We start from the raw sequence: 26487 nt of genomic DNA, 5'->3' as shown, positions 1-26487 counted from the left end.
GTTTTATGGCACTATTAGTTTTTTAGCGATGATGCGAGCGAACTAATAGCCTCACGCAAATCATCGCCGGCAGGTAGCTGGAAAACTCTTAAATCAAATTCAGGGATTACGGCTAGAACATGGTCAAATATGTCGGCCTGAATCTCTTCGTATTTTGCCCATGCCTTATCTTTGCAGAATACATAAATTTCCAGCGGGATGCCTTTTTCAGAAGGCTGAAGGTGGCGGATTAGAAATATCATCTCCGTATTCAACTTTGGATGGCGAATAACATAGTTTTCAAGATATTTTCTGAAGACACCCAAATTGGTCATATGTCGCCCATTCACCATAACGGTTTCATCTATGTTATTGGCTTTGTTATATTCGTCAATCTCTCTTTCCCGGTTTTCAATGTATTCTTTCAGATGATGGATTTTTTTGTATTTCTCAAGCATCTCCGGTGTGCAAAACTTTACGCTGCGCATATCCAGATTTACCCATCGTTTGATGCGTCGTCCTCCGGACTCCTCCATGCCACGCCAATTTATAAACGGACTTGATACCAATGCGTAGGTCGGGATGGTGGTGATGGTTCTATCCCAATTCTGAACTTTTACGGTGTTGAGAGTAATTTCAATTACATCTCCATCTGCATTGTGAGCCGGCATTGAAATCCAGTCGCCCACCCGAACCATTTTATTGGCGGAAAGTTGTATCCCGGCCGTCAATCCCAGAATGGAGTCTTTAAAAATCAGCATCAGGACAGCCGCCATGGCGCCCATACCGGCAAAAATTCTTGTAACTTGTACGTCAAATAAATACGATAACAGGATAAAAAAGCAGATTACATAGGAAAGTAAGTGTATCAGCTGCATGTAGCCTCTGATGGGACGTTCATGTGCAAACGAGAGTGTGTTGTAAATATCTTCCAAAGCATTAAGAGCAGCCTGGATGCTCCAAAATAGTACCACAATCATGTATATGATTGAGGTGCTTGTTAAAAAGGATTCAAACTTTGGGAAAATTCCGAAAAGAGATTCTGAAAAGAGATATATTATAACTGCCGGAGCAAGATGCGATAACCTGTGAAAAACTTTTCTGTGAAGAAAAAAGTCATCTTTGTCGGTTTTTGATTTTTGTATGAATTTTACGATGTAAAAAAGGACAACCTTTTTTACGACATAGTAAACAATGCTACTCAGAATTGCCAATAAAGTAAAACGTACACCAAAATCAACCAGCGTAAATGCCTCATCAGGCAAATTCATGTTTTCCATTGTTTGGCGTAGCCATTCTCTCAGCCAGTCAGACTGGCGCACAATATGGGTTATCACAGTTTCTTGCATTAGATTTAAGTTTTTATTGGGTCATAAAACTAGTAAAGAATTCTTATCTTGCCAATAATTAATTTCTTCATTAAAATAATGAGAAGACATAATTTAAATAGGTATTTAGCTTTAGTATTTTTAATCTCCTGTAGTTGTTTAACTAAAGGTTTAGGTAATGAGGAGTTTGATTTTGAAACAACTCTGCGGTTTGATTTCATCCTGGCTGGTGATCATTCCAATCAGAGAGCATATCCGGTTTCGTTTTCACAGCATCCAGGATGGAGTGGCACAGTTAACCAGTTAATTTCACCTTTCGATTTTGGCGAATATCGCTATTTGTTGATCCACCCCGAGTCCGGGGACACTTTATTTCAAAGAGGATTTTCCACATTGTTTGAGGAGTGGAGGACGGTGGAGGAAGCAAAATATTCACGCAGAGCGTTTCAGCAAACTGTTCTCATGCCAATGCCATTGATGAAAATGACTTTGGTTATTGATGGTCGTGAAAGAGATGGCCTTTTCCTTCAATTACTTAAGGAGACGATTGAACCTGGATCTTTATCCATAAAAATAAGCCAACCGACAGAATTCGAAAAAAGAATTTTGCATGGTGATTTAGGAGTTCCGAAAGCCGATTTTTTAATAATGGCAGAAGGTTTCGAGATTGATGAAATGGAGGTTTTTTTTCAGAAAGCAGTGGAATTGACAGAGGCAATTCTGAATGTTGAGCCATTTAAATCGCATCGCGATTTAATGTCTGTTTCAGCGTTGGGAGTTCCTTCAAAGCAATCCGGAGTTAACGATCCACATCAAAATACCTGGAGAAATAGCGCCATGGGTGTAAGTTTTAACAGCCTGGGAATCGATCGATACCTTGTGACAGAATCATTCTGGAAAGTTCATGATTACGCGGCACAAGTTCCACACGACCATCTTATTATTTTAGTTAATGGAAACAAATATGGGGGTGGAGGAATATATAACCATTTTTCCGTAGTTACTTCACACAACAGATTGTCGGCCGAAGTTTTACTTCATGAAATAGGGCATGGTTTTGCGGGACTTGGAGATGAATATTTTGATTCAGACGTTTCGTATACTGATTATATAAATCAGGAGATTGAACCGTGGCAACCCAATCTTACCACATTGATAAATTTTGGTTCTAAATGGGAGTATTTGCTATCCTCTGACACGCCTGTTCCCACACCAATTCGGCCTAAATATCGTAACGTTACCGGGGTTTTTGAAGGTGGAGGATATGTTGCCAAAGGAGTTTTTCGGCCTGCCATTAATTGTAGAATGCGAAGCGTTGACGCTTCCGCATTCTGCGAAGTTTGTCACAAGGTTATTCTTCAAAAATTACTGTTCTATTCTCAGTAGATTGGATAAATTCATAAGATCAGAATAAAGAAGTACTTTTGCGAATCCTAAATTATGATTTAGCAGAAAGTTTGCCGACGGTATTAAGTCGGCTATTACAAATATAAAGTTTACAAACTATGATTTATAAAGCATCAGAGTCGCGTTATGAGAAGATGCAGTACCGCAGGAGTGGTAAAAGTGGAATACTGCTTCCGGTAATTTCTCTGGGATTGTGGCACAATTTCGGTTCAGTGGATCGTATGGAGAATATGCGGGAAATGTTGACATTTGCATTTGATCAGGGAATAACTCATTTTGATTTGGCCAACAATTATGGCCCGGTTCCCGGATCAGCCGAAGAGAATTTTGGTCGTTTTTTGGCTTATGAATTTAAGCACTATCGTGATGAAATGATCATATCTACCAAAGCTGGTTATGGAATGTGGCCGGGTCCATACGGTGAGTGGGGATCAAAAAAATATCTGGTGGCCAGCCTTGATCAAAGCCTTAAACGTATGGGACTCGACTATGTGGACATTTTTTACAGTCACCGTCCCGATCCTGATACACCACTAGAGGAGACCATGGCCGCTTTGGATTTGATTGTTCGCCAGGGCAAAGCGCTGTATGTTGGTATTTCCAACTATACAGCTGAACAAACACAGCGTGCAGAATCTATATTGCACGAGATGGGTACGCCGTGCCTTATACATCAGCCTAGATATAGTATTCTCGACAGATGGGCGGAGGATGGATTACTGAATGTGCTGGATAAACGAGGAGTGGGATGCATAGCCTTTTCACCGCTTGCACAAGGTTTGTTAACCAGCAGATATCTTGATGAAATACCTGCCGATTCCCGGATTGCAAAACCCCACGGGTTTCTACAGAAAGAGGCACTCACGGAAGATCGTCAATCTGCCTTGCGTAAATTAAACGAAATAGCTCAAATGCGGGGGCAAACACTATCACAAATGGCCATTGCCTGGTTATTGCGCGACACCCGCATAACCTCTGTTTTGTTAGGAGCAAGTTCCGTAAATCAATTAAAGGAGAATCTGGAAGCTTTGAGAAATTACTCTTTTTCGGCGGAGGAACTTGAATTAATTGACAAAACCTCCAAACCGGTGATGATGAGGTAGAAACATCAGCATGTTGGAAATTATCTTAGATATTATTTGAAATTAGGTTATGGCAAACATATTATCAGTAGAGGAAGTAACCCATCATTACGGAGACGTTCGGTTATTCAGTAACGTTACATTTGGGTTGGAAGAGGGAGATAAAGCAGCTCTAATTGCCAGAAACGGAACCGGTAAAACTACATTACTAAATATTCTTTGGGGCGATTTAATTCCGGATAGCGGTTCTGTCACCATCAGGAATGGCATAAAAACCGGTTATCTCACGCAGGATCCTGTTTTTGATGAAGCCCATACCGTTTTAGAGGCCATATTTGATAGTGACAATGAGGTTATTCAGTTAGTTCGTCAATATGAAAGAGCCATTGAGAACAACGATGAGGCTGAGATTTCCAGGCTGGTGGCTTTAATGGATGCCAAAGATGCATGGGATTATGAATCGAGGGTGAAACAGATTTTGACAAAGCTGAAAATATCCAGGTTAAATCAGCCGGTGAGAGAGCTGTCGGGTGGGCAGGTGAAACGTATTGCATTGGCGGCTGTTCTGGTTACAGAACCCGATTTTTTAATTCTGGATGAGCCCACCAACCATCTTGATTTGGACATGGTTCAATGGTTGGAAGATTACCTAAGTAGAAACAGAGCCACATTGCTAATGGTAACTCACGACCGCTACTTTCTCGACAGGGTTTGCAATACCATTTTAGAAATTGATAGAGAGCAACTTTTCAGGTACCAGGGGAATTACTCTTATTTTCTGGATAAGCGTAAAGAGCGGATTTTGTTGAAGCAACAGGAGGTAGAAAAAGCCAAAAACCTGTTACGCAAAGAACAGGACTGGATGAACCGAATGCCTCAGGCTCGTGCCACCAAAGCAAAATACCGGATTGATGCTTTTTATGAATTAAAAGATGTTGCCGGTCAAAAGACTGATGAGCAGAGTATGAGGTTAAATATTCCAACTTCGAGATTGGGATCTAAAGTGTTAAACCTTCACGAAGTGGGTAAGTCTTTCAATGGACACGATTTCATAAAGAATTTCTCCTATAAATTTGTCAAGGGAGACCGAATTGGCATCATTGGAAAAAACGGAACCGGTAAAAGTACTTTCTTAAATCTGGTAACTGGTATTTTACAGCCGGACAGTGGACAGGTAGAGTTGGGTGAAACTCTTGTGTTTGGCTATTACAGACAGGAAGGCATTCAACTTGAAGAAGATAAAAAGGTGATTGAGGTCATTTCCGATATAGCAGACATCATACAAACCGATTCCGGTAAAACATTGGACGCAGCTCAGTTCTTGCGTCAGTTTATGTTTCCAAACGAAATGCACCATGTATTGGTAAACAAACTCAGTGGTGGCGAGAAAAAGCGTCTGTATTTGATGACGGTTCTTATGCGTCATCCCAACTTCCTGATTTTGGATGAGCCTACCAACGATTTGGATATTTTCACTTTAACCTTGTTGGAAGAGTATTTAAATGACTTTGGAGGGTGTGTTCTGGTGGTTTCTCACGACCGGTATTTTCTTGATAATGTAGTAGAACAACTGTTTGTGTTTGATGGGAACGGTTTGATAAAGCCGTTTCCGGGAAACTATTCCCGGTATATGGAGCATATTAAGAAGGAAGAGGCTGAAATCAATCGCAAAAGATCTTCCCAATCAGCACCTAAACCACGTGAACAAAAAGAAAAACCCCGAAAATTATCATTTAAGGAGAAGCAGGAGTTTCAGCAATTAGAATTGAAAATTTCTGAACTGGAGGATGAGAAGGCAGATTTGGAGGGGAGATTAAATTCAGGACAGTTGTCGCCCGATGAGTTAATGGAAGCCTCAAATAGAATAGGTAAACTGCTTGAAGAGCTGGATATGGCTGAAATGCGTTGGCTTGAACTGAGTGAAATCAATGATCAGTAGTTAGAGTTGCTCCGGTGCCTTTGCTGAAAAAGTCTTTTACAACCGGGATGTCAGACTTAAGCGCATCTTCTGGCGTGCCTTTGAAAGCTATAACTCCATCATCAAGAAATATAATCTTATCGGCAATGCGCAAAATGCTGGAAACTTCGTGTGTGACCATCACTACAGTGATTCCCAAAAGGTTTCGCAAGTTTAGGATGAGTTGATCCAAAGAAGCGAGTGAAACGGGATCTAGTCCTGCTCCCGGTTCATCACAAAATAGCAACGGAGGATCCATAATGATGGCACGTGCAAGTGCAGCACGTTTCAACATACCGCCACTCAGTTGCGACGGGAAAAGTTGGTAAGCATCGCCCAAATGTACCAGTTCAAGTTTTGTCCTGACAATATTTTCAATTATATCGGGAGGGAGGGAGGTGTGTTGTTCCAATGCTAATGCCACATTTTCTCCAACAGTTAATGAGTTTAACAGAGCTCCATTTTGATAAAAAACTCCAAGCTTCATAAAAAACTCCAACTGTTCTGATTCATTCAGGTCGGCAATGTCTTTGTCAAAAATGCGGATGGTTTTATATGGAACATCATAAAGCCTAAGCATGTGGCGAAAAATAGTGCTTTTCCCGCTTCCGCTGCCTCCAAGAATTACAGCAATCTCCTTTTCGTTTACTGTGAAGGAAACATTTTTCAGCACTTGCCTGTCGTCGAAAGACGCTGTTAACCCCTTAACTTCTATCATTGTGTTGTTCGCCATTCGCTAAGTTTCGTAGTTCGTTAACCTTTATTTTATGCCTGATTTACATGTGGATGAAAGTTGTTTAAAATTAGGAATATAATTAATTCGTAAATCTGAAATTCTTATAGTCTAACGATCTCTTTTCTTCTGTTATCTGTAAAAAATCAACCCCATGATTAAGTCAGCCACAATTACTAATGAAATAGCAGCCACCACCGATTTGGTTGTGGATTTCCCAACTCCTTCAGCTCCTTTTTCAACGCGCAAACCGAAATAGCAGCCGGTAATTACTATCAGATTGATATAAACGACGCTTTTAATTATGCTTGTGATGATGTCTTTTTGATATAAAACACCACTCATGCGGTTTATAAATATTTCCGGAGTGATATCAAGATAAATGTATGAGGCCAAAGCACCGCCTGCAATTCCTGCCACGTTAGCAAGTATGGTTAAAAAAGGCATGGTAATAATGCCTCCGTATATTTTAGGAATGACTACATATCGCAAGGGGTTTAAACCCATGGTTTTCAGCGCATCTATTTCGGATGTAACTTTCATGGTGGCAATTTCGGCAGCAATGGCTGACCCGCTGCGACCGGCCACAAGTATGGCGGTTATCAGCGGCCCCATTTGAGCCATCATGGATATCACAATTAAATCAACGATAAATATGTTGGCTCCGTAGTTTCTCAGCTGAGTTGCCGATTGCACAGAAATGACCATGCCGATGATGAACGTTAGAACCACCACAATAGGAACAGCATTTACCCCAATATTGACAGCCTGATTTACGAATTCACCTTTGCGACGTTGTTTTCTGTTAAATATGTCAGAAATAGTCCAGTATGAGATGTCCGCAATTAAATATAAAAATGATAATGCATGCTCTTTAAAAACTTTGTAAAGCAGATCCCCAACTTTTAATAGAAAACCATATTCTTGTTCGCTTTTATGTTTTTCAAAAGCAGGTGGTTTAAAAAGTTCTAGCTTCTCCTTAATGGTCTCACTTTCTCCGGTGAATGATGTTGTTATGCCTTTTTTGTTGAGAATGCTCACCGTATTATATATGGCTGCAACGCCTGCACTGTCAATTGATTTAAGTTGATTAAAATCGATGGTTAGATTCCTCTCTTTAATATTTGGCAGGAACTTGCGAAGCCTGTTAGAGTAGTCACCAGCATTTGAAAAACCCAGGTGGTTTTTCAAATAAAGCACTCCTCCCAGGTAGCTATAATTATTGTAATCAAAAACTTTTAAAGGCTTCATTATATATTAAATTAAATCCCTTTCCACCTTATACCCTTCACCCTTTTACCTTTCCCCCCTCCAACCCTTTTTATCTTCCATCTTTAAAATGATCTTTAATTTGGTTTGAGAATAGTGAAAGCTCTTCAAACATGAACTCACTGATTGTTTCGGCCAATAGGTTCAGGTTTCGTTTTTCAAGTTCTCTTTTTCGCACAGCACTGTGCGAAAGAATTACCTTATCTGCTCGTATGTCTAACAAGGCCAGTTCGATATTGAGGTGTGCATAAAAAGTTCGGCCATCCTGTATCACTTCAAGGTTATTAATGTTGGTTTGTATTTGATATGTTGGAATAACCTGCCAAAATCTTGTAGCAACCCTTTTAAAGATGTTGCTGTCAGAAAAATAGTCTATTATCATGTGAGTAACTGCTTCGGATGGTCGAACGGCCCATTCATGATTCTCAAAATAGCGAATTTGGTGGGATTGGTTCCTCAGTGCAATATCTCGTATGGCATAGGCTGGTGAAATCCTTATTTCCGCAATTTCACACCAGGCGTCAATCAACGGTACAGAGTCCGAAATGATTTCAGCGCGATGTGTTTGTGTCAATTCTATCAGGTAGTAGTTTTTTACGACTGTTTTTTTACTTCCACATGCCGATAGAAATAAGAAAATCATTAGTAATATGAATAAATTTGACTTCATATGAGTTGTTGCTTAGATTAATTTCTTTTGATGATGAATTAAAGCATAGATAATCAATCTCTTAAAAGATCATCCGGTGAATCTTTGGTTCGTGATCCGCGAATGAGTAGCGAAGGATCGCGGTTTATCTTTCTGGATGCTTCGTCAAGGTTTCTTAAAGTTGATTTTAATAATGACTGGGACTCTACAAGATATTGACTTCCCTTGTTGATGTCATCATCTACTTTGATGAGAAGTTGTTGAGTATGTTGAGCCAGAATCGCTAAATCTTCAATCAGTTGTTTTATGTTAGATTCATTAATCGCATGTGTTATTTCCCGCAGGTTTCCTATTATTTCGCTTATGGAATCACCAGTTGCGTATGTATTGATCTGTTCAACGGTTTTCTGAATGAGATTTGTAGAAGCTATCAGATTTTCTGTAACCTGATTGGCCGCATCAACGGTTGATCGGATGTTGGCTCTGTTTTCTCTGATGATGGTATCGAGCGAGAGGATGGTTCGGTCGGTATTGTTCGCCAATCGTGTGTAATCATCAACCATGCCCGTTATTTTATCGATGTTTTGTTGACTGGTGAGCCTCAATAGATTGTTGAGAACTTGTTCCGCTTTTTCTGCAATGACTTCTGCTTTCCCGGTTATTTCGTCAGCCAGTGAGGTTCCGGGCTCAATAAATCCACCCGGTTTTAAAAAAGCAGATTCATTGGTGCCTCCACGGATTTCTATCGATTTCAGTCCGGTAATCCCCATGGTTACGATATCTGCCTTTGAGTCTTCTTTAACAGGTGTTCCCGGTTTTAGAGAGAGTTCAACTATGATACTGGTAATGTCTACGGGGTTGATTTGTATGTCGGAAATTGAACCAACACGAATTCCCAGATATCGAACCGGACTGCCAACCTCCATTCCACTGACAGAAATATCCTGAAATGAGATGAAATAGGTGTCTTTCCTTTCAAGTAATTGACGGGCAGTGAAAAACACCATTAGGAAAATGATTATGGCAGCGCCGGTTGCAATGAAAATCCCCAGCCGTATTTTTTGAGCACGATTCTTCATCCCTTTATGTTTTATGAATCTATCGATGTGTTAAATTACATATTTTAATTAAGATCTACAATACAATTGGCTTAAGAGCCAAATGTAAAAGGTAAGGCTATAATATATAGTTGATATATAGATTGTTTTGTTGAAAAAAAGATTTAAAAAGATGCGCCCAATGTTAAAATTTATTAAGTTTGTATGTTAATTAATTCATTACCCTACCATGAATTTCATTAGAATTATCCTTATTTGTTCATTTTTTTTCCAACTTAGCAATATCAGCGATATTGCTGCCAAAATGCCCCCGGATACAATCCGGATTGCTGCGTATAGTAATTATCCGTTCGTTTTTGTAAGTGATTCAGGTTTGGCAATGGGATTGTATATTGACATTGTTGAACATGTTGCTGAAAGAAACAATTGGGAGCTGGAATATGTTTCCACTACTGTCCATGAAGCATTGGGAATGCTAAAGAACGGAAGTATTGACCTCATTCCTGCCATTGGTTATTCAGAACTCAGAGATTCGTTGTTTTATCTTAATAATGAATTGATTTTTCTTAATTGGGGTGCGGTATATACATCCAGGGGCCAAAACATTCAATCGGTTGTTGATTTGGAAGGAAAAGTAATAGGCATGAAGTATGCCGATATGCATGCTATTGAATTTCAGCAAATGATCAAAGATTTTCGTGTTGGCTGTCGACTCAGATGGTATGCTTCTTATGATGATATGAAACATGCTTTGTCAGTTGGTCATATTGATGCTGCTTTGTTTAACCGCGCATATGGAGAAAGAAACAAGTATTTATTGCGAATGGATTCAACTCCCATCATCCTGAATCCTGTAGAGATGAAGTTTGCCGGAAACCATTCTGGTCAGCACCTGCTTGCAGCAATAGATGATCAGATTCGATTGTTAAAAACCAATAAGACATCCGAATTTCAGGTATTACTGGATCAATGGACAACTCCGGGTCTTGACTTTTCAGTTTTTCGGAAATGGATATATATTTTCATCGTATTTATTTTGGTGATTTTAGTTTCGTTTCTGATTTTATTGACTGTGTTTTTAAAATCCCGATTTGAAGAGAAGTCTGCTCTGCTTGAGAAAGAAAGAGCTTCGCGGCAAGACATTGAACGACGTATGGAAATTTCAGAGAAGGAAAAGTCAATGATTTTAAACAGTGTGAGTGATCTGGTGCTCTTTTTATCTCCCGAAAACCAGGTTTTATGGGCCAATAATCATTTCTTTAAAACTTTTAATAAGCGCGTGGAGGATGTAAAAGGCAAAGCTTTTAATGAGATAGTACCCATAGATGCTTCACAATTTGCTCATGAACCTTCTGAGGAGGGAAGATTGAAAACAAGATATCATGAATATTTCTTGCCCGATGACCACAGAGTGTTTAAAGCAACAGTAAACCCTGTGTTTAATGAAAATGAGCAATTTGAAGGCTATGTGAAAACACTAACCGATGTCACTCTTCAAAAGCATATTGAAAATGAGCTGCTAAAAGCAAAAGAGGATGCTGAAGAGTCTGATAAACTTAAAAGTGCTTTTTTGGCCAATATGAGCCATGAAATTAGAACCCCAATGAATGCCATTATTGGATTTACAGAATTGCTTGAATTAGATGATTCATCAAACGACGAGAAGAAGGAGTATCTTAAAATAATTCGTTCTAATGGCCATCATCTGATGATGCTGATTTCTGATATTCTGGTTTTTTCTCAAATTGAGACAGGGCAATTGCAAATAGTCCGCAGTGCTATTGATATAAATTCACTTCTCAATGAGATTTACAGCCAGTTCTATGAGGAACTACGACGCAATGATAAACAAATAGAATTTAAGCTTGAAGCTGAAATATTCAACAACGGGGAAATATTCACAGACCCAATTCGATTACGGCAAATTTTGTATAATCTCATTAATAATGCCATAAAGTTTACCTCAAAGGGATTTATTGTTTTAGGATGCAGAGCCGGAAAAGAAAACTTTATGTTTTATGTAAAAGATACTGGTACAGGTATTCCAAAATCAAAACAACAGGTTGTTTTTAAGAGATTTGAACAGATACATGGCAGTAATGGTAAGAAGTATACCGGTACCGGCTTGGGCTTAGCTATTTGTAGAGAATTGGTTTATCTTATGGGCGGTCGAATCTGGCTGAAATCAAGGGAAGGGGAAGGCAGTACTTTCTATTTTGAGCTGCCGGGATAAAAAGTGTGAGAATTATCACTTTTTTTTGAAATGATTTGTACCGTGAAAATTTTATACTTAATTTTGTGCTGTTAATGTAACAGGATTTTATTATCATGAAGCGATACACTTCCTATTTTTATTATTTCTTTTTCTTCTTTTTTTGGTTCTGTGGCCAAAAGAGGTGGGTTTTGTGTTTCCCTGAACAAGAAATGAAATAGGAATCCAGGATATTTAAATCCCGCCTCTTTAAAAAGAAGGCGGGATTTTTTGTTTAGTGAAGGTTTAAACTCGAATTTATAAAGTGAAAATGCCTGGTTAGGCATATTCAAAATAAAAATTAAAATGGAAAAGTATAAAGTGGCCATTCAGGGATGGCAGGGAGCAAACCATGATATTGCGGCCAGGGCTTATTTCAATGGGGGAGAGGTTGAAATAGAACCATGTTTGACCTTTTATGAATTATTTGATAAAGTGGGGAATGATCAAAACGGATTGCTCGGAATGGTTGCCATTGAGAATACACTGGTTGGAAGTTTGCTGTCGAACTACACTTTACTGAAGAATTCCGGTCTCTCTGTACTTGGTGAGCACAAGCTTAGAATTCGACATCAGTTGATGGCGCTTCCGGGGCAAACCATAGCCGACATCAAGGAGGTTCACTCGCATCCCATGGCCTTGGCTCAGTGTGAGCAGTTTTTCAGGGAGTATCCCCACATACGGCTTATTGAATCAGAGGATACAGCTTTAAGTGCAAAGCTTATTCAAGAAGGAAAAATTAAGGGTGTTGCGGCCATTGCTTCTTCTCTTGCTGCTAAACTATATAACCTGGAAATCATTGCAAAGGATATTGAAACCAATAAGCATAATTATACCCGGTTTTTAGTGGTAGGCAAACCTAATCAGTCTGAATTCAGCAAAATGCTGGAGCAAAACCTGATTAATAAGTCGTCAATTGTATTTTCGGTGCCTCACGAGGAAGGAAGTTTGTCAAAGGTGCTAACCATCCTGGCTTTTTATAGAATTAATCTCTCCAAAATCCAGTCCTTGCCAATTGTAGGGCAAGAGTGGCAATATCTTATGTACATTGATATCGATTTTAATGATTATCAACGTTATTTACAATCACTGGATGCCATACGTCCTCTCTGTGAGCAGCTGAGTGTGTTAGGTGAGTATCGCGCCGCAGACACTCTTTATGTTACCAATGGAGATGCAGTGGTGAAAAAAGCAGATGTCGAAAATTAACCAGATAACAAATATTTTACAGAATGATTGAACCAGCAAAACGGATTGGAACCGTACAAGAATATTACTTTTCTATTAAACTGAAGCAGATAGAGCAAATGCGGCAGTCAGGAATCGATGTGATCAATCTTGGAATTGGAAACCCGGATCAGGCACCTGCGGACTCAGTTCTCGATAAGTTGCATGAATCTGCGCAGGTACCCGGCAATCATGGTTATCAGAGTTATGTTGGAATTCCGGCTCTGCGGAATGGCTTCTCAGAATTATATAAAAAGTATTATAACGTTGATCTGGATGCCAACACCGAAATCTTGCCCATGATGGGCTCCAAGGAAGCCATCATGCATATTTCAATGGCGTTCTTAAATCCCGGAGATGGTGTTTTGCTACCCAATCCGGGGTATCCAACTTATTCGGCTGTTGCTAATCTGGTAGGAGCAGAAACTCATTTTTATGATCTGAAAGATGAAAATGGATGGCAACCTGATTTGGCTGAACTGGAAAAACAGGATCTCTCAGGGGTGAAACTCATGTGGGTGAATTATCCCAATATGCCCACGGGAACTGCGGCAAATCCGGATGTCATGAAAGCTTTAATTGATTTTGGGAAACGCCATAACATTGTTATTTGTAATGATAATCCATACAGCTTTATCCTAAATTCAAAACCTTCAAGTATCCTTTCTGTTGAAGGAGCAAAGGATATTGCCATAGAGCTAAACTCGCTTAGTAAGTCTCACAATATGGCCGGATGGCGCATCGGGATGGTGGCAACCAATTCTCAGTTCATTAATTACATTCTGAGAGTTAAAAGCAACATGGATTCCGGTATGTTTCGTCCTTTACAGGAGGCAGCTTCAATTGCTTTGTCGCTTGGTGATGATTGGTATCAAAAAGTGAACAGTGTATATGAAAAACGCAGGTCTCTGGTTTGGGAAATCATGGATACACTTGGATGCAGCTACGATAAAAACCAAGTGGGAATGTTTATTTGGGCTAAAGTCCCTTCAACTGTTGAAAATGGGCAGGCTGTTAGCGATGAGGTTTTGGAGAAAGCTCACGTATTTATTACTCCGGGATTTATTTTTGGTAGTAATGGAGAACAATACATCAGAATATCATTGTGTACACCTGAAGACAAATTGAAAGAAGCAATTAATCGAATTAAGAATATACAAATTTAATAAGCCATGTCAAAACTTAATATTGAAACAATTAAATTTCCGGGATTGGAGTTAAAACGTCCGGTTATTATTTCCGGCCCTTGTAGTGCCGAAACCGAAGAGCAGGTGTTGACTACCGCTAAAGAACTTGCTGCTATTGGAGTTAAAATTTTTCGCGCAGGTATATGGAAGCCACGCACCCGCCCCGGAGCTTTTGAGGGGGTAGGGTCTCTTGGATTGCCCTGGTTAAAGCGTGTAAAGGAAGAAACCGGAATGTTTATTGGTGTTGAGGTTGCTACATCGCATCACGTATACGAAGCATTGAAATTTGGGGTTGACATGGTTTGGGTTGGGGCCCGTACGTCGGCAAACCCATTTGCAGTGCAGGAAGTTGCTGATGCATTAAAGGGCGTAAATATTCCCGTTTTTGTAAAAAATCCGGTTAACCCCGATTTGGATCTCTGGATTGGCGCACTAGAACGAATTAACGGAGCCGGAATTACTCAATTGGGAGCCATCCATCGTGGGTTCAGTACCTATGATAAATCTGAATTCCGCAACCATCCTCAGTGGCAAATTCCTATTGAATTGCATCGTCGAATTCCTGAATTACCAATTATTACTGATCCAAGTCATATCGGAGGTACACGCGATCTTATTGCTGATATTTCTCAGGAAGCCATGGACCTTAACTTTGACGGGCTGATTATTGAAGCACATACTTGTCCTGAAAAAGCCTGGAGCGACGCTTCACAACAAGTTACTCCCGCTCGCCTTAAAGAAATACTGGACAATCTTGTTTTGCGTCGCCCTAAAATTGGAGATACTCCACGTAACGCACTGGATGAACTGAGGAAAAAAATTGACGAACTGGATAATCAGTTATTGGATGTACTGAATGAACGTATGAAAATATCTGAAGCCATTGGTCAATATAAATACGAGAATAATATTACCATTCTTCAGACTCGCCGATACGATGAGATTATGAAGGATAGGGTCGGAAGAGCAGCCAGTCGTGGTCTGGATGCTGAGTTTGCCACAAAAATATTTGAATCCATTCACGAGGAGTCCATCTCTTGTCAGAGTGCCATCATGAATCGTGAGTTAAAACGTAAAGAAGGTAAATAGATGAAGATATGTGTGCTTGGTGCCGGCAAAATGGGCACATGGTTGACCGATGCGTTGTGCCTTCAACATGAAGTAGCAATTTATGATGTTGATAAAGAACGTCTGAGGTATGTTTTCAACACTCAGAGATTAACAACTTTGGAGGAGATTCGGGAGTTTGCTCCCGAATTGCTCATCAACAGCGTGAATTTGAAATATACCATCAAGGCTTTTGAAGAGGTGCTTCCTTATTTACCTGATGGTTGCATTTTAAGTGATATTGCATCGGTGAAAACGGGGTTTCAGGAGTTTTACAAACAAACCGGTCGCCGGTTTGTCTCTACTCACCCTATGTTTGGGCCAACTTTTGCTAATTTAAAGGATCTAAGTGCTCATCATGCCATTATCATTACAGAATCAGACCATATGGGCAAGGCCTTCTTTAAGGATTTCTTTGGCTCATTGGGGTTAAACATCCATCAATATTCATTTGATGAACACGATGAAACCATTGCCTATTCGCTTTCAATTCCATTTTCATCAACACTGGTTTTTGCCGCCTGCATGAAAAAGCAGGATGCTCCCGGAACTACGTTCCGTAAGCACATGGATATTGCAAAAGGTTTGTTGTCGGAAGATGATTATCTGTTAACCGAAATCCTTTTTAACCCATACACCATTGGTCAGGTAGAGCAAATCAGAAAGGAACTCAAAGAGTTGCTTGAGCTCATTGGAAAGCGGGACTCGGATGGTATGCAAAAATTTCTCGGTAAAGTTCGAAAGAATTTGGAGTAATTATTTGACGCATAACGAAAATCAAAAAGCGCATGGATTTTTTGATCCATGCGCTTTTTGATTATTTTATTAGATTCTTAATAATTGAAGTTTATCCGGTTCGTGGTGGTTTTTCAAAAGGTTAATCTTTTTGAACAACAACAGCCCATTGTCCTGAGCCTGGTGTCTGTAAGCTGATGTTTCCTCCCCCTTCCACATATTGAGGTTCCAACCATGAGGCGGTTTTAATATTGAGCCAACGAAGTTGCAATTTCCCGTGAATATCTGAAACATTCAGAGTTACAGTCCCCTCATCAGGAAAGTATACTGCGTATTGTTTTTTCTTATTGTTAAGGGCGTAAGCTTCGTTACTTGCCCGTTCAGACAACAGGTTGTTTGCCGGTTTTGAAGAGAAAACATCAAAAATATCCGCAAACATCCGTCCACTTCTTATGGTTGTTTGTGCTACAGGCCCTAAACCTAAGCCCCATTCAGTTGAAATTTCATGAGCTCCCGCATCGTCCCGGTAAGCCGGCCGATGAAATCTGGCACTGGCGCCACCTGCAAAAATTATACGGAAGAAACGGGCTACAGATTCTTCATTGCCATGTCTGTTGTAGATTTTTACATTATTGACAGGGCGAGGGAATTCAGCGATATAATCTCTAACAAAGATCATTTGATCATAATGATGTTGATCTGTCATCCAGTTGTTTTGAGAAACATCAAGATAATTGAATCGCTCCGCATTATCATAGGTATGATAGTGATCTGAAGCAGTAAGATCAGCATTTCTACGCATATCGGTAACATACAAGGTTCGTCCTGCCTCTTCCCCTTTCTTATGAATATAATCAGCCCAATAGTCACCAAAGGCTAACTCCTCGCCGGTTTCATTTTGTATGCTGTAAATCACATTTGGAAATCTAAGTGAAATGGAAAGCAATTTATCCACAAAGGCCTTCTGGTAGCCTAATACAAGCTGATTATTGTGGAGTGCGGGTACGGTGTAATAAAAAGTGTGATCGCTTGGAGACCCTGCGGGTGCATAATTTGCCTCAGTTGGCAATCCAGATTCAGTTGCAGTGTAGTTAATATTGTTGGCAGGATTATAAGGGTGTAACGACCAGCCTCCCTGCGCTTCATGATCTTCAAACAGATCCCAGGGATCAAAAACCTCAATTTGGACAATGATGTCCCGTTCGTACGTCATTTTTAGGAAATTTTCAAAGCGCTGCCAATACTCATCGTTAAACTGGTCCAGGTCAAATTCCCCATCTGATTTAACATAGGCAAAAACATTATCTGTATTGCGATGACTCATTGTATTGCGAACGTAATTTCCACCATTTTCAAGGAGCAAATTCAGATGCCTTTCAAGTCCGTTTGGGTGATTGAAAAGGTTATCCTGCCATGTTCCGCCCAGTAATAATACAGGATTTCCTTTGTATTGCCAATAATACGTATTGTTTTCATATGGGCGAATGTCATAATTGGAGGGAAAATTTTCATGGGATCCACCTGCAGATTTACAGGATACAGCAATCATGATAATGGTCAGCAGAACCACCATCCCGGCTTTTAAATCGATTTTAACCATAGTTATCTACTTTTTTGAGTGAAGTAATTTATTTTAAATGTAAATTTAGCATCGAAATAGCATTTAAACTAGTCTGATTTTGGTGAAAATATGTCGAATTCCGAGAAGTTGTATACGTTTGATGAAACACGAAAAGAATTTAAACCATACGGTTTAACCTGCGAAGCGTGGATGCCAGCTATGATGAGAAAAGCCGACAGACACAACGAAATAGAAATTAATTTTTTTACAAAAGGAAGTCTGACATACCACTTTAAGGGTGCTAAAATAACCATTCCGGAAAAAAGCTTTTCTTTGTTCTAGGGTCTTGTGCCACATCAAATTGTAGATTATTCCGGTTCAGATCCGTATTATGTATGTACCGTACCTTTGACAATTTTCTTAGATTGGAAACTACCAACTTCATTTATCGACAGATTACTTAAAGGCGAAATTATAATTGAAAAATCGGGAGATTATTCAAAATATGATGAATTTCTATTTAAAAGCTGGTTAAGAGATCTGTCTGAGGATATTAACCCGGAAGCCACGCTATACGAAATGCGAGCCAGGTTGTTAAGATTAGCTTCCCGGGTATCGTCGGATAAACAAAGTGAACGCATACAAATTCAGCCCGGTGAAATCAGTAAAGTTGAAGAAATTGCCTTGTTTATTGCTCAAAACTACATGAATCCTCTTAAATCTGCTGACATTGGAAAGAAAATAGGTTTGCATCCGGATTACGCCAATGTTTTATTTAAAAAAGCCTTTGATACAACCATTAATGACTATGTTATTCAGGAAAGAATAATGCATGCACAACGAAAATTAATTACAACGCATAAGAAAATCGCCGACATTGCGTTCGAATGTGGATTTAGTTCCATTAACCGCTTTAACGCAGCTTTTCGGAAAATCAATAAATGCACTCCGCGGGATTTCAAAAAGGAATATCAATAACAATACAATGACTCCCCGATTCTTGAAAAAGGGTCTTTGAACATGATGTTGATTTGCTTAATTAGAAGTTTAGGGTTTGTTTGATAGGGGAGTACTTATTTCATGGAATATCATTCATGTTTATATTATGCTGCAGATAACTGCTTCAATGAATCCATAATATTGTTGAAGGTTCATTTCTGAGTAACTTCTATACCTTTCAGACGACTAGGATATTTTCATACAAAAATAAGAAGGAGGAAAACTTATTTGTTTTCCTCCTTCTTAAAAGTAAAATAGTTGATTCTAAAGAATTGCTTAAAGAATGTCATTTAGAACTTTCAATGCTTTTTCGTAATCAGGTTCTTGTGTTACCTCAGGAACATATTCTACGTATCTTATTTTATCTTCTTTATCAATGATGACAGTTCCTCTGGAAAGCAGCCTCAATTCCTCAATTACAAAGCCGTATTTAAGGCCAAAATCCAGGCTTTTGTGATCAGATAGAGTCACAATGCTGTTTAATCCTTCGGCTGCACAAAATCTGCTTTGCGCAAATGGCAGATCCACCGAAATTGAAAGCACTGCTACATCCTTTAACTTGTCTGCCTCCTGGTTAAATCTTCTGTTCTGAGCCTGACAAATTCCTGTATCAATTGAGGGGTAAACCGCTATGACTTTCACTTTTCCCTTGAAGCTTTCCAATGAAACAGGCTCCAGACCTGATGAGAGCACTGTAAAGTCAGGCGCTTTTTCACCTTGGCTCACCTCTTTGCCAACTAGGGTAACCGGGTTCCCTTTAAAGGTCACTTTTGTTTTATTCTTTTCCATATTTAAAATATTAGGGTGTTTCTTATAGCATGTAAACAGATGTACTGTCAATTTGTTTGGATTTATTTGAAATACATTCGGAAAACAAGTTATTCTGTGAATGGTCATATATGATTCTAGTTCATGTCTGGTGTGTTTGGAGTTTTTTTTGGGGGGTGGGGTGATAAAATATTAACATTTGGTTGATTTGGGGTTAAAATTAATTCATGTTATAGGAAATTTACCAAAATTCTGTTGGTAAGCCCTAAAATAAAGGGAGGATGGGTTAAAGATTGGTAAGAAAATATAAATCGGTAATCAAATGCTTGATACCTGTGTTATAATATCATTAGATTTGCACATATAATTACTATTTGTTATTCGATTTGTATTATTAATTTTAAATTGAAAATCATGAAGAGATTATTTAGATTGAAAAGTTTGTTGCTGGTAGCAACATTTTTCGCAGTAACCTTGGCTGCGTCAGCCGAAAGCAGAATTTCTGTCACTCCTTACCCAAGATCTAGTTTTGCATTAGTTTCTGCAATTCCATCAGATGCAGGGTTTTACTCGGTAGTAATTCAAGATCGTTCTGGCAATGTGGTTTTTGTAAGCAATCGTTTTGAGAGCGGAGACAGTTTCTCTCGCCTGTTTGACTTCTCAAAGCTTGCCGATGGTGACTACAGAGCACGCCTAAGAAACCGCAACGGGATAGATTCTGAGACTATGTTTAGTTTAAGAGCAGGTCGTCTGGTAGAAAATGCGCCAACTGCTGTTAGAGATTCTGAATCTTTAGCTAAAATATGGACTGCTTCCGACTATCTGTTTGTTAGTCATTTAAACAAAGAGATGAAGCCTACGGCAATCAGATTAGCTGATTCCAAAGGGAATATCATTTATTCCGGTGAATTGCCATCAGAGTTGACTTATTCAGGCAGATACAACATTTCAGCACTGCCCGTTGGAGACTATTCAGTAAGTTTAATTTCAGGTAATACGGTTTATAACTATGGATTCAGAAAGTGATCAGATTATTTATCATCAGCTATTTAGAAAAGTGTGTCTTTAATTTATAAGGATACACTTTTTTTATGCATGCATGGCGTCTTCTATGATTTCTGTAAAAACCTCCTTTATATCCAATTTTGCTGCTTCAATTTGCTGTGGAATAAAGCTGGTAGGCGTCATTCCCGGTGTGGTATTTACTTCCAATAAATAGTGTTTTTCGGCTTCAATGATGTAATCAATTCTAACAATTCCTTTACAACCAATTAGCTCATAAGCCGCTTGGGTGGTTTTCTTGATGGCCTCTGTAAGCTCATCTGAAATGCGAGCCGGCGTAATTTCGGTTACTTTTTCAGGTGTGTATTTGGCCTCAAAATCAAAGAACTCGTTTTTGCTGATGACCTCTGTGATAGGCAGAATGACGGTTCTTTCTTTTGTTTTATATAATCCGCAAGTAACTTCAACTCCTTCAATAAATTGTTCAATGATTACCTCATCGCTTTCCCTAAAGGCTTTTTCTATGGCCTGCTTCAGGTTATCCATCTCCTTTACTTTTGATATCCCAAAACTAGAGCCTCCAGCATTGGGCTTAACAAAACAGGGGAAACCACAGGTTTTCCCTATTTTATTGATGTCGTAGGGCTTGTCTCTTCGAACCAGAACCGAAGTAGCTACTCTTATTCCAAAATTCTTAAGGTAGTTATTGCACATGTATTTATTAAAGGTCAGAGCAGCAGTTAGAACGTCGCAGGTTGAGTGCGGGACATTCATTAGTTTCAGGTATCCCTGAAGGAGTCCGTCTTCTCCCGGTGTTCCATGGATGGTGATGTATGCAAAATCAAATTTTATGTGCTGGTTACTAAGGATTATTGAAAAATCGCTTTTGTTTACTGCTATTTCGTCGTTGTTTAGAACAACGACCCATTTTTCCGGAGTTATTAGCAGGGGGAATAAATTGTATCTTTGAGTATCAATGAATGAGAGTATGCCTTCGGCACTTCTTTTGCTAACAACCTCTTCGGAGGAAAATCCTCCATAAACAACGGCGATGTTTCGTTTTTCCATAAGTGATTAAGTTATTGCGGTCTGGATGCGATATAGTTTTTCCACTTCTCAATTACGGTGGTTATATCTTCTGGCAGTTCTGAATTGAATTCGATGTATTTTCCGGTTTTTGGATGCTCAAAACCAAGGGTCTTGGCATGCAGCGCCTGTCTTGGCAAGATCGAAAAACAATTCTCAACAAATTGTTTATACTTGGTAAAGGTGGTGCCTTTTAATATCTGGTTTCCTCCATATCTTTCATCATTAAACAGAGGATGCCCAATGTGTTTGAAATGTGCACGTATTTGATGTGTTCTTCCTGTTTCCAGCCGGCATTCAACCAGACTTACGTAACCAAGTTTTTCCAGAACAGTGTAGTGGGTTACCGCAGCTTTGCCGTAATCTCCCTCAGAAAACACAGCCATTTGTTTTCTGTCTTTCAGGCTTCTTCCTATGTGACCTGTTATGGTGCCTTCTTCAGGCTCGGGAGCCCCCCAAACAATGGCCTGATAAGTTCTGGTGCTGGTTTTTTCGAAAAACTGAGAGGCAAGGTGCATCTTGGCCTCTTCTGTTTTGGCTATTACCAATAATCCGGAGGTGTCTTTATCTATTCTGTGAACCAATCCCGGTCTGGGATCGTCCGAGTTGAACCAGGGTTGATCTTTAAAGTGCCAGGCCAGTGCATTTACCAGTGTGCCGGTGTAGTTTCCATAGCCGGGGTGTACCACCATGCCGGGTTCCTTATTAATTACGATGAGGGTGTCATCTTCAAAAACAATGTTAAGCGGAATATCCTGCGCAATGATCTCAATTTCCCTCGGAGGATAAGACATCACAACAGAAACAACATCGTTTGGTTTTACTTTGTAGTTGGCTTTAACGGGTTGGTTGTTGACGCGAATACAACCTGCCTGGGCTGCTTCCTGGATTTTGCTTCGTGAAGCATTTTCAATTCGATTAACCAGGAACTTGTCAATGCGCAGAGCGCTCTGACCAGTATCAGCAGTAAAACTGTGGTGCTCATAAAATTCTCCACTTTCACCATCGGTGGTTTCTTCCGAATAGTTTTCGTCCTCAAGTTCTTCAAACTCTTCCTGATAATCCTGCATTGGTGGTTGTGATTGTTGTTAAAAGAATTCGTCCCCAAAATCATCTGTAATCTCTTGTTCAGGCAGCTCTACAGGCTCATCAGGTTTTAGCAGGTCTTCGTCAATGGATAGCCAGACATCGATGGATGCACCCAGATTTAGCTGAAACCCTCTTTGTGACGGCGGGTTTTGTCGCCAAACAAATGCGTTTAACGAATCTGTCGCAGTGGCTACAGTATCTGCATAAATAGTAGCTCCAATATTTAACGAAACACTTCGAGCTACTCTTCTAGCTTCTTCAAGAGTCATTCCAATCATATCGGGCACTGCTGTGGTTTCGCTGCTAAGCCCACGACCTATGAGAAGATCTATTTTAGAGCCTCTCGGTACCAAGGTTCCGGGTTCAACCGGTTTTCCTTCCTTGTGCTGCCCTAATACAAGATTGGTATATTCTGAAGGGATGTAAATGAGGTCACCTGTTTCGAGACCAAAGGACTCAAGTATCACTTTGGCGTTTCTTAAACTATAGTCCATCAGACTTGGAACAGCGACTTGTTCTTCTGTCCAGGCGTTAATGGTAAAAAAGATCCTTCGGTTCTTTTTTACTTTTTGGCCGGCGCCCGGTACTTGCTCAATAACAACGCCTTTAGGCATGTTGTCAATGTGCACTGAATCAATTATCGTGTATCTGAGATTTCTGGAATTAATCAGGTGCTGTAGCTGTTGTTCTGTAAGCCCTGTAAAATCCGGAACAGGAGCCCCCTGTCCGTGAAGGGTGTATATTTTAAGGAAAAAAAAGATCGATATCAGAAGCACGACAGCGGATCCGGCCAGAATTCCGATGTGCTTCCAAAGTGTTTTTTCAAGTAAGATTTTCCAGCGAGACATCTGTATTCTTTTTTTATTCGATCTCAAAAATAATATAAAATATTCAAATATAGCGGGTCGGTGTTCATAAACAAAAAAAGACCCGCGTTACGGGTCTTTTTATTCTATAGCGTAGCCCCTTGATTAGGCTTTGTGCTTTCTTTCATCAGATACAGTTAGTTTTTTTCTGCCTTTGGCACGTCTGGATGCCAAAACACGACGACCATTTGCGGTTGCCATCCGGCTTCTGAAACCATGTTTGTTTCTTCTTTTCCGGTTCGAAGGTTGAAATGTCCTTTTCATTTTAGTTTCGTTTTATCTTTTTATAAATGCCTTGTATTCATTTCGGACTGCAAAAATAGACGTTTTTTTCATCAAACCAAAGAAATGACGTTTATTTTTTATTCCTTTTTTAAAATGCACATGGGTTGATCCCCAGCTTCTTGATTGATGATCATTCTTGAGTGGTGATTGTTTTATACAGGTAAACAAGTGCATTTATGCGCTTAATTTGCAATTGTTTCGAAAACTAAACCTTTATGTTTGTTTTGCGTATACTTTGCAGTAACTAGTGAGTCTGCAGAATGAAAAGTGCGTTGAATAGATTTTTTATCGGGGTCATTATTCTTCTTCTGGGAAGTGCTCAGGTTAATTCTCAGATAATTATAAGAGATCCACATCATGCAACCTTCCGAAGAGCCATGAATGCCTCGGATGTAGGTGATTTTTCCAGAGCGATTGAATTGTTTCAGAGCATACTGGTTGAGTCGCCCCAACATATTGATGCCCTCACTCAGTTGGGGATGAGTTATATGTTTTCTCATCAAAATCTTGACTCGGCTATTGTTTTATTTGATAAGGTACTAGAGATCATCCCGGAGGATGATGCTTTTAATGAGTTTGGGATCTACATACAGCACGCAAAAAGCAGAGCATATCGGTTAATGAATCAGCCCTCCTTTGCCATACCTATATTGGAGCAATTGAGAGATTCAGTTCAGGACACTGAACTGAAGGATGATTTTTCATTGGAACTGAAACAAGCCAGGCACGCAGCAATTCTGGTACAAAATCCTGTCCCATTAAAAATCACGAGCATCGGAGATGTGATTAACTCAGAGTTTGATGATCACAGTCCTCTGGTATGTTTAACCGGAAATCGCATTTTTTTCACTTCTCGCAGGCCAGTAGCTCGTGAAAGAGCATTTCAGGATGGACAATATGCCGAGAAAATATTTGTCTCTGAGTTTAAGGATGGACAATGGCAGGAGCCAGACTTGGTTCGGGAGCTATATTCCCGGCATGAGCACATCTCAATACTTTCTCTTTCTCCAGACGGGACAAAACTTTTTCTGTTTATGAACGACCGGTATCCCGGGCGTAATATTTATGTCAGTAATCTGGTTAACGGAAAATGGCAGGAACCTGAGATGTTGCCGGCACCCATCAATTCAGAGTGGGACGAAACTCATGCAAGCCTTTCTCCGGATCAGAGTACGCTCTTCTTTACCAGTAACCGACCGGGCGGTTATGGTGGTTTGGACATTTATAAAGTAAGAATGGATGAGAAGGGGAATTGGGGAGAACCGGTAAATATGGGGCCAAACATCAATACTGAATTAGATGAAGAGACTCCAAAGATGCATCCTGATGGATTGACTCTCTATTTTTCATCGGAAGGACATAACTCCATTGGAGGTTTTGATGTGTTCTATACTCAAAAATTGCCGGATGGCAGTTGGGCGGGTGCTGTAAATATGGGCGTTCCTGTAAATAGCGCAGATGATGATTACTTTTTTGTACCTACCCTCAATAAAAGTCAGGCCTATTTTGCCTCTTACCGTTTTTCCGGAAAGAAGGCTCGTTCAGATATTTATCGTGTAAGTTTTGATGAGCAACGAAAAGGTTCATTAGCAGTGGTTGAGGGGTATGTTTCAGATGATTCCGGAAAATCCGGATTGGAGGTAAGAATATTGGTTTGGCGTGACGACGATAGCAAGATGGTAGGAGATTATCGGCCTAACCGGCACACCGGCAGGTATTTGCTTTTTCTTGAAGCAGGTGAGTCTTATCGCATAGAGGAGGTCATTATGGATGAGGTTGTTAAATCCAGAGAAGTTTACATCCCTGAAGAATTGACTTATGAGAGGGAACAAAATGTTGTCCTGCTTCAGGAATTGTCTATGGAGTCTCCTCTTAAACGTGAAATAGAAAGGTTTGATGAACAGGAACCTATTTTTCCTCATTTCTATATGACAGAAATTATAGAAGAACCCCGGTCTGAACTTTATACAGTTCAGATATTAGCTCTTTTGCGCAACCCGAACCCGGCAGATAGTTTCTTTTCAGGTCTGAACCGACAAAATATCAGAGCTTATAAAGGGAAAGACGGATTTATTCGGTTTGTTGCCGGCGAGTTTTCCAGCGAGGAGGATGCCGAGGAATTTCTGGAGAGCATTCGTAAGTCAGGAAAATATCACGATGCATGGATAAGAGAATTACCTGAACTGAAAGCAGGGTCTGAAGAGGAGTGGGTGGTGATGTTAGACTAAAAAGGTTAAAGCGAAAGATGAACCAGTTTTTTGGTTTCAAAGAATGGCTCCTGAAAGTATTGATTAAGATTTATTACAGAGGCTCTTTTGCCAAATGGCTTGACTTCCGAAAGAATCTCACCTCCTTTCAAATACAGAATCCCATTGGAGATGGCATTCTTTTGGTTTGGAGAAATCAGGTGCTTGGTCAACTTTACAAAATCAGGCAATGTGGTTACAGCTCTGCTTACAATGAAATCATATTTCCCAGAGTGTTGTTCTGATCGGGACTGCAGCCCTACTGCGTTAATTAGCCCTATTGATTTTATCACTTCATTAACCACCTTAATTTTTTTTCCAATAGAGTCAACCAAAACAAATTTGCAATCGGGAAACATGATTGATAGTGGAATGCCCGGAAACCCTCCACCTGTTCCAATATCAACGATTTGGCTTCTTGGTGAAAAGCTGATGAATTTTGCGATGGCGAGCGAATGAAGAACGTGGTGTTCATAAAAGGCGTCCATGTCCTTTCTTGAGATCACGTTGATTTTGCTGTTCCAATCATCATACAATGACTTTAACTGATCAAATTTTTCTTTTTGTGCGTCCGTTAAAATGGAGAAGTATTGATAAAGAGGATTTGTCATTCTGC

General features: G+C 39.8%; 24 protein-coding genes. 12 read left to right on the top strand and 12 right to left on the bottom strand.

Annotated elements, in window-relative coordinates:
• Positions 1 to 14: 14 nt before the first annotated feature.
• Positions 15 to 1328: a mechanosensitive ion channel family protein gene (locus tag B5X70_RS11370; protein ID WP_232468380.1), complete on the bottom strand. Its 1314-nt coding sequence runs from the start codon at positions 1326 to 1328 to the stop codon at positions 15 to 17.
• 78 nt (positions 1329 to 1406) lie between these two features.
• On the opposite strand from B5X70_RS11370, the gene B5X70_RS11365 reads away from it, so the two are divergent.
• The 3 genes from B5X70_RS11365 to B5X70_RS11355 all read left to right on the top strand — a co-directional run bounded on the left by B5X70_RS11365 (position 1407) and on the right by B5X70_RS11355 (position 5735).
• Positions 1407 to 2693: a M64 family metallopeptidase gene (locus B5X70_RS11365; protein ID WP_079558024.1), complete on the top strand. Its 1287-nt coding sequence runs from the start codon at positions 1407 to 1409 to the stop codon at positions 2691 to 2693.
• A 119-nt stretch (positions 2694 to 2812) separates the two neighbouring features.
• Positions 2813 to 3817 carry an L-glyceraldehyde 3-phosphate reductase gene (mgrA, locus tag B5X70_RS11360; RefSeq protein WP_079558023.1) on the top strand — a complete coding sequence of 335 codons (1005 nt, stop codon included), beginning with the start codon at positions 2813 to 2815 and terminating at the stop codon, positions 3815 to 3817.
• 49 nt (positions 3818 to 3866) lie between these two features.
• Entirely contained in the window at positions 3867 to 5735 is a 1869-nt protein-coding gene (locus B5X70_RS11355; RefSeq protein WP_079558022.1) for an ABC-F family ATP-binding cassette domain-containing protein, read from the top strand.
• Here the strand turns inward: B5X70_RS11355 and B5X70_RS11350 are convergent.
• From B5X70_RS11350 to B5X70_RS11335, 4 genes are all read right to left on the bottom strand, one after another.
• Positions 5722 to 6486, bottom strand: coding sequence for an ABC transporter ATP-binding protein (locus tag B5X70_RS11350; protein WP_079558021.1), 765 nt, complete (start codon positions 6484 to 6486; stop codon positions 5722 to 5724). The genes B5X70_RS11355 and B5X70_RS11350 overlap by 14 nt on opposite strands.
• A gap of 132 nt (positions 6487 to 6618) precedes the next feature.
• A complete protein-coding gene (locus B5X70_RS11345; protein WP_079558020.1) occupies positions 6619 to 7737 on the bottom strand; it encodes an ABC transporter permease in 1119 nt (372 codons plus the stop codon).
• Between the two features lie 70 nt (positions 7738 to 7807).
• Positions 7808 to 8398 carry an ABC-type transport auxiliary lipoprotein family protein gene (locus tag B5X70_RS11340; RefSeq protein ID WP_198314217.1) on the bottom strand — a complete coding sequence of 197 codons (591 nt, stop codon included), beginning with the start codon at positions 8396 to 8398 and terminating at the stop codon, positions 7808 to 7810.
• An 80-nt stretch (positions 8399 to 8478) separates the two neighbouring features.
• Positions 8479 to 9483 (bottom strand): MlaD family protein, encoded by a 1005-nt coding sequence (locus B5X70_RS11335; protein ID WP_079558018.1) that lies wholly within the window; start codon positions 9481 to 9483, stop codon positions 8479 to 8481.
• 208 nt (positions 9484 to 9691) lie between these two features.
• Between B5X70_RS11335 and B5X70_RS11330 the strand changes: the two genes are divergently transcribed.
• From B5X70_RS11330 to B5X70_RS11310, 5 genes are all read left to right on the top strand, one after another.
• Complete coding sequence (locus B5X70_RS11330) at positions 9692 to 11695, top strand: ATP-binding protein (RefSeq protein ID WP_079558017.1); 2004 nt, start codon at positions 9692 to 9694, stop codon at positions 11693 to 11695.
• A 324-nt stretch (positions 11696 to 12019) separates the two neighbouring features.
• Entirely contained in the window at positions 12020 to 12922 is a 903-nt protein-coding gene (locus B5X70_RS11320) for a prephenate dehydratase (protein WP_079558015.1), read from the top strand.
• Positions 12923 to 12945: 23 nt separating this feature from the next.
• Complete coding sequence (locus tag B5X70_RS17925) at positions 12946 to 14106, top strand: pyridoxal phosphate-dependent aminotransferase (RefSeq protein WP_088328533.1); 1161 nt, start codon at positions 12946 to 12948, stop codon at positions 14104 to 14106.
• 6 nt (positions 14107 to 14112) lie between these two features.
• Positions 14113 to 15216, top strand: coding sequence for a bifunctional 3-deoxy-7-phosphoheptulonate synthase/chorismate mutase type II (locus B5X70_RS17920; protein WP_088328531.1), 1104 nt, complete (start codon positions 14113 to 14115; stop codon positions 15214 to 15216).
• Positions 15217 to 15990, top strand: a complete 774-nt coding sequence (locus B5X70_RS11310; protein WP_079558014.1) for a prephenate dehydrogenase — start codon at positions 15217 to 15219, stop codon at positions 15988 to 15990. It begins immediately after the preceding gene.
• A gap of 121 nt (positions 15991 to 16111) precedes the next feature.
• Here the strand turns inward: B5X70_RS11310 and B5X70_RS11305 are convergent, their stop codons facing one another.
• The gene (locus B5X70_RS11305) at positions 16112 to 17569 is read right to left on the bottom strand and encodes a DUF6298 domain-containing protein (RefSeq protein WP_079558013.1); all 1458 of its coding nucleotides are present in this window, start codon (positions 17567 to 17569) and stop codon (positions 16112 to 16114) included.
• Between the two features lie 90 nt (positions 17570 to 17659).
• Between B5X70_RS11305 and B5X70_RS18175 the strand changes: the two genes are divergently transcribed.
• Positions 17660 to 17872: a cupin domain-containing protein gene (locus B5X70_RS18175; protein ID WP_198314216.1), complete on the top strand. Its 213-nt coding sequence runs from the start codon at positions 17660 to 17662 to the stop codon at positions 17870 to 17872.
• A gap of 6 nt (positions 17873 to 17878) precedes the next feature.
• Positions 17879 to 18508, top strand: a complete 630-nt coding sequence (locus B5X70_RS11300; protein ID WP_200812613.1) for a helix-turn-helix domain-containing protein — start codon at positions 17879 to 17881, stop codon at positions 18506 to 18508.
• A gap of 297 nt (positions 18509 to 18805) precedes the next feature.
• Here B5X70_RS11300 and tpx read toward each other — a convergent pair whose 3' ends face one another.
• Positions 18806 to 19318: a thiol peroxidase gene (tpx, locus tag B5X70_RS11295; RefSeq protein WP_079558012.1), complete on the bottom strand. Its 513-nt coding sequence runs from the start codon at positions 19316 to 19318 to the stop codon at positions 18806 to 18808.
• Between the two features lie 393 nt (positions 19319 to 19711).
• Here tpx and B5X70_RS11290 point away from each other — a divergent pair, with 393 nt between their 5' ends.
• The gene (locus B5X70_RS11290) at positions 19712 to 20323 is read left to right on the top strand and encodes a hypothetical protein (RefSeq protein WP_079558011.1); all 612 of its coding nucleotides are present in this window, start codon (positions 19712 to 19714) and stop codon (positions 20321 to 20323) included.
• 63 nt (positions 20324 to 20386) lie between these two features.
• Here the strand turns inward: B5X70_RS11290 and B5X70_RS11285 are convergent, their stop codons facing one another.
• From B5X70_RS11285 to rpmH, 4 genes are all read right to left on the bottom strand, one after another.
• Positions 20387 to 21367, bottom strand: coding sequence for a D-alanine--D-alanine ligase (locus B5X70_RS11285; protein ID WP_079558010.1), 981 nt, complete (start codon positions 21365 to 21367; stop codon positions 20387 to 20389).
• Positions 21368 to 21378: 11 nt separating this feature from the next.
• Complete coding sequence (locus B5X70_RS11280) at positions 21379 to 22455, bottom strand: RluA family pseudouridine synthase (protein WP_079558009.1); 1077 nt, start codon at positions 22453 to 22455, stop codon at positions 21379 to 21381.
• 18 nt (positions 22456 to 22473) lie between these two features.
• Complete coding sequence (locus B5X70_RS11275) at positions 22474 to 23322, bottom strand: PASTA domain-containing protein (RefSeq protein WP_079558008.1); 849 nt, start codon at positions 23320 to 23322, stop codon at positions 22474 to 22476.
• A 123-nt stretch (positions 23323 to 23445) separates the two neighbouring features.
• Positions 23446 to 23604 carry a 50S ribosomal protein L34 gene (rpmH, locus tag B5X70_RS11270; RefSeq protein ID WP_079558007.1) on the bottom strand — a complete coding sequence of 53 codons (159 nt, stop codon included), beginning with the start codon at positions 23602 to 23604 and terminating at the stop codon, positions 23446 to 23448.
• Between the two features lie 293 nt (positions 23605 to 23897).
• On the opposite strand from rpmH, the gene B5X70_RS11265 reads away from it, so the two are divergent.
• Positions 23898 to 25853, top strand: a complete 1956-nt coding sequence (locus tag B5X70_RS11265) for an SPOR domain-containing protein (protein WP_159450004.1) — start codon at positions 23898 to 23900, stop codon at positions 25851 to 25853.
• Between the two features lie 5 nt (positions 25854 to 25858).
• On the opposite strand, the gene rsmG is transcribed toward B5X70_RS11265, so the two are convergent.
• On the bottom strand, positions 25859 to 26482 hold the full coding sequence (gene rsmG / locus B5X70_RS11260) for a 16S rRNA (guanine(527)-N(7))-methyltransferase RsmG (protein ID WP_079558005.1): 624 nt from the start codon (positions 26480 to 26482) through the stop codon (positions 25859 to 25861).
• Between the last annotated feature and the right edge of the window lie 5 nt (positions 26483 to 26487).

The sequence above is a fragment of the Alkalitalea saponilacus genome (genome assembly GCF_900168165.1).
Classification (GTDB): Bacteria; Bacteroidota; Bacteroidia; order Bacteroidales; family Marinilabiliaceae; genus Natronoflexus; species Natronoflexus saponilacus.
Note: the sequence above shows the minus strand (reverse complement) of the source record. Positions and strands in the feature narration are given on the sequence as shown.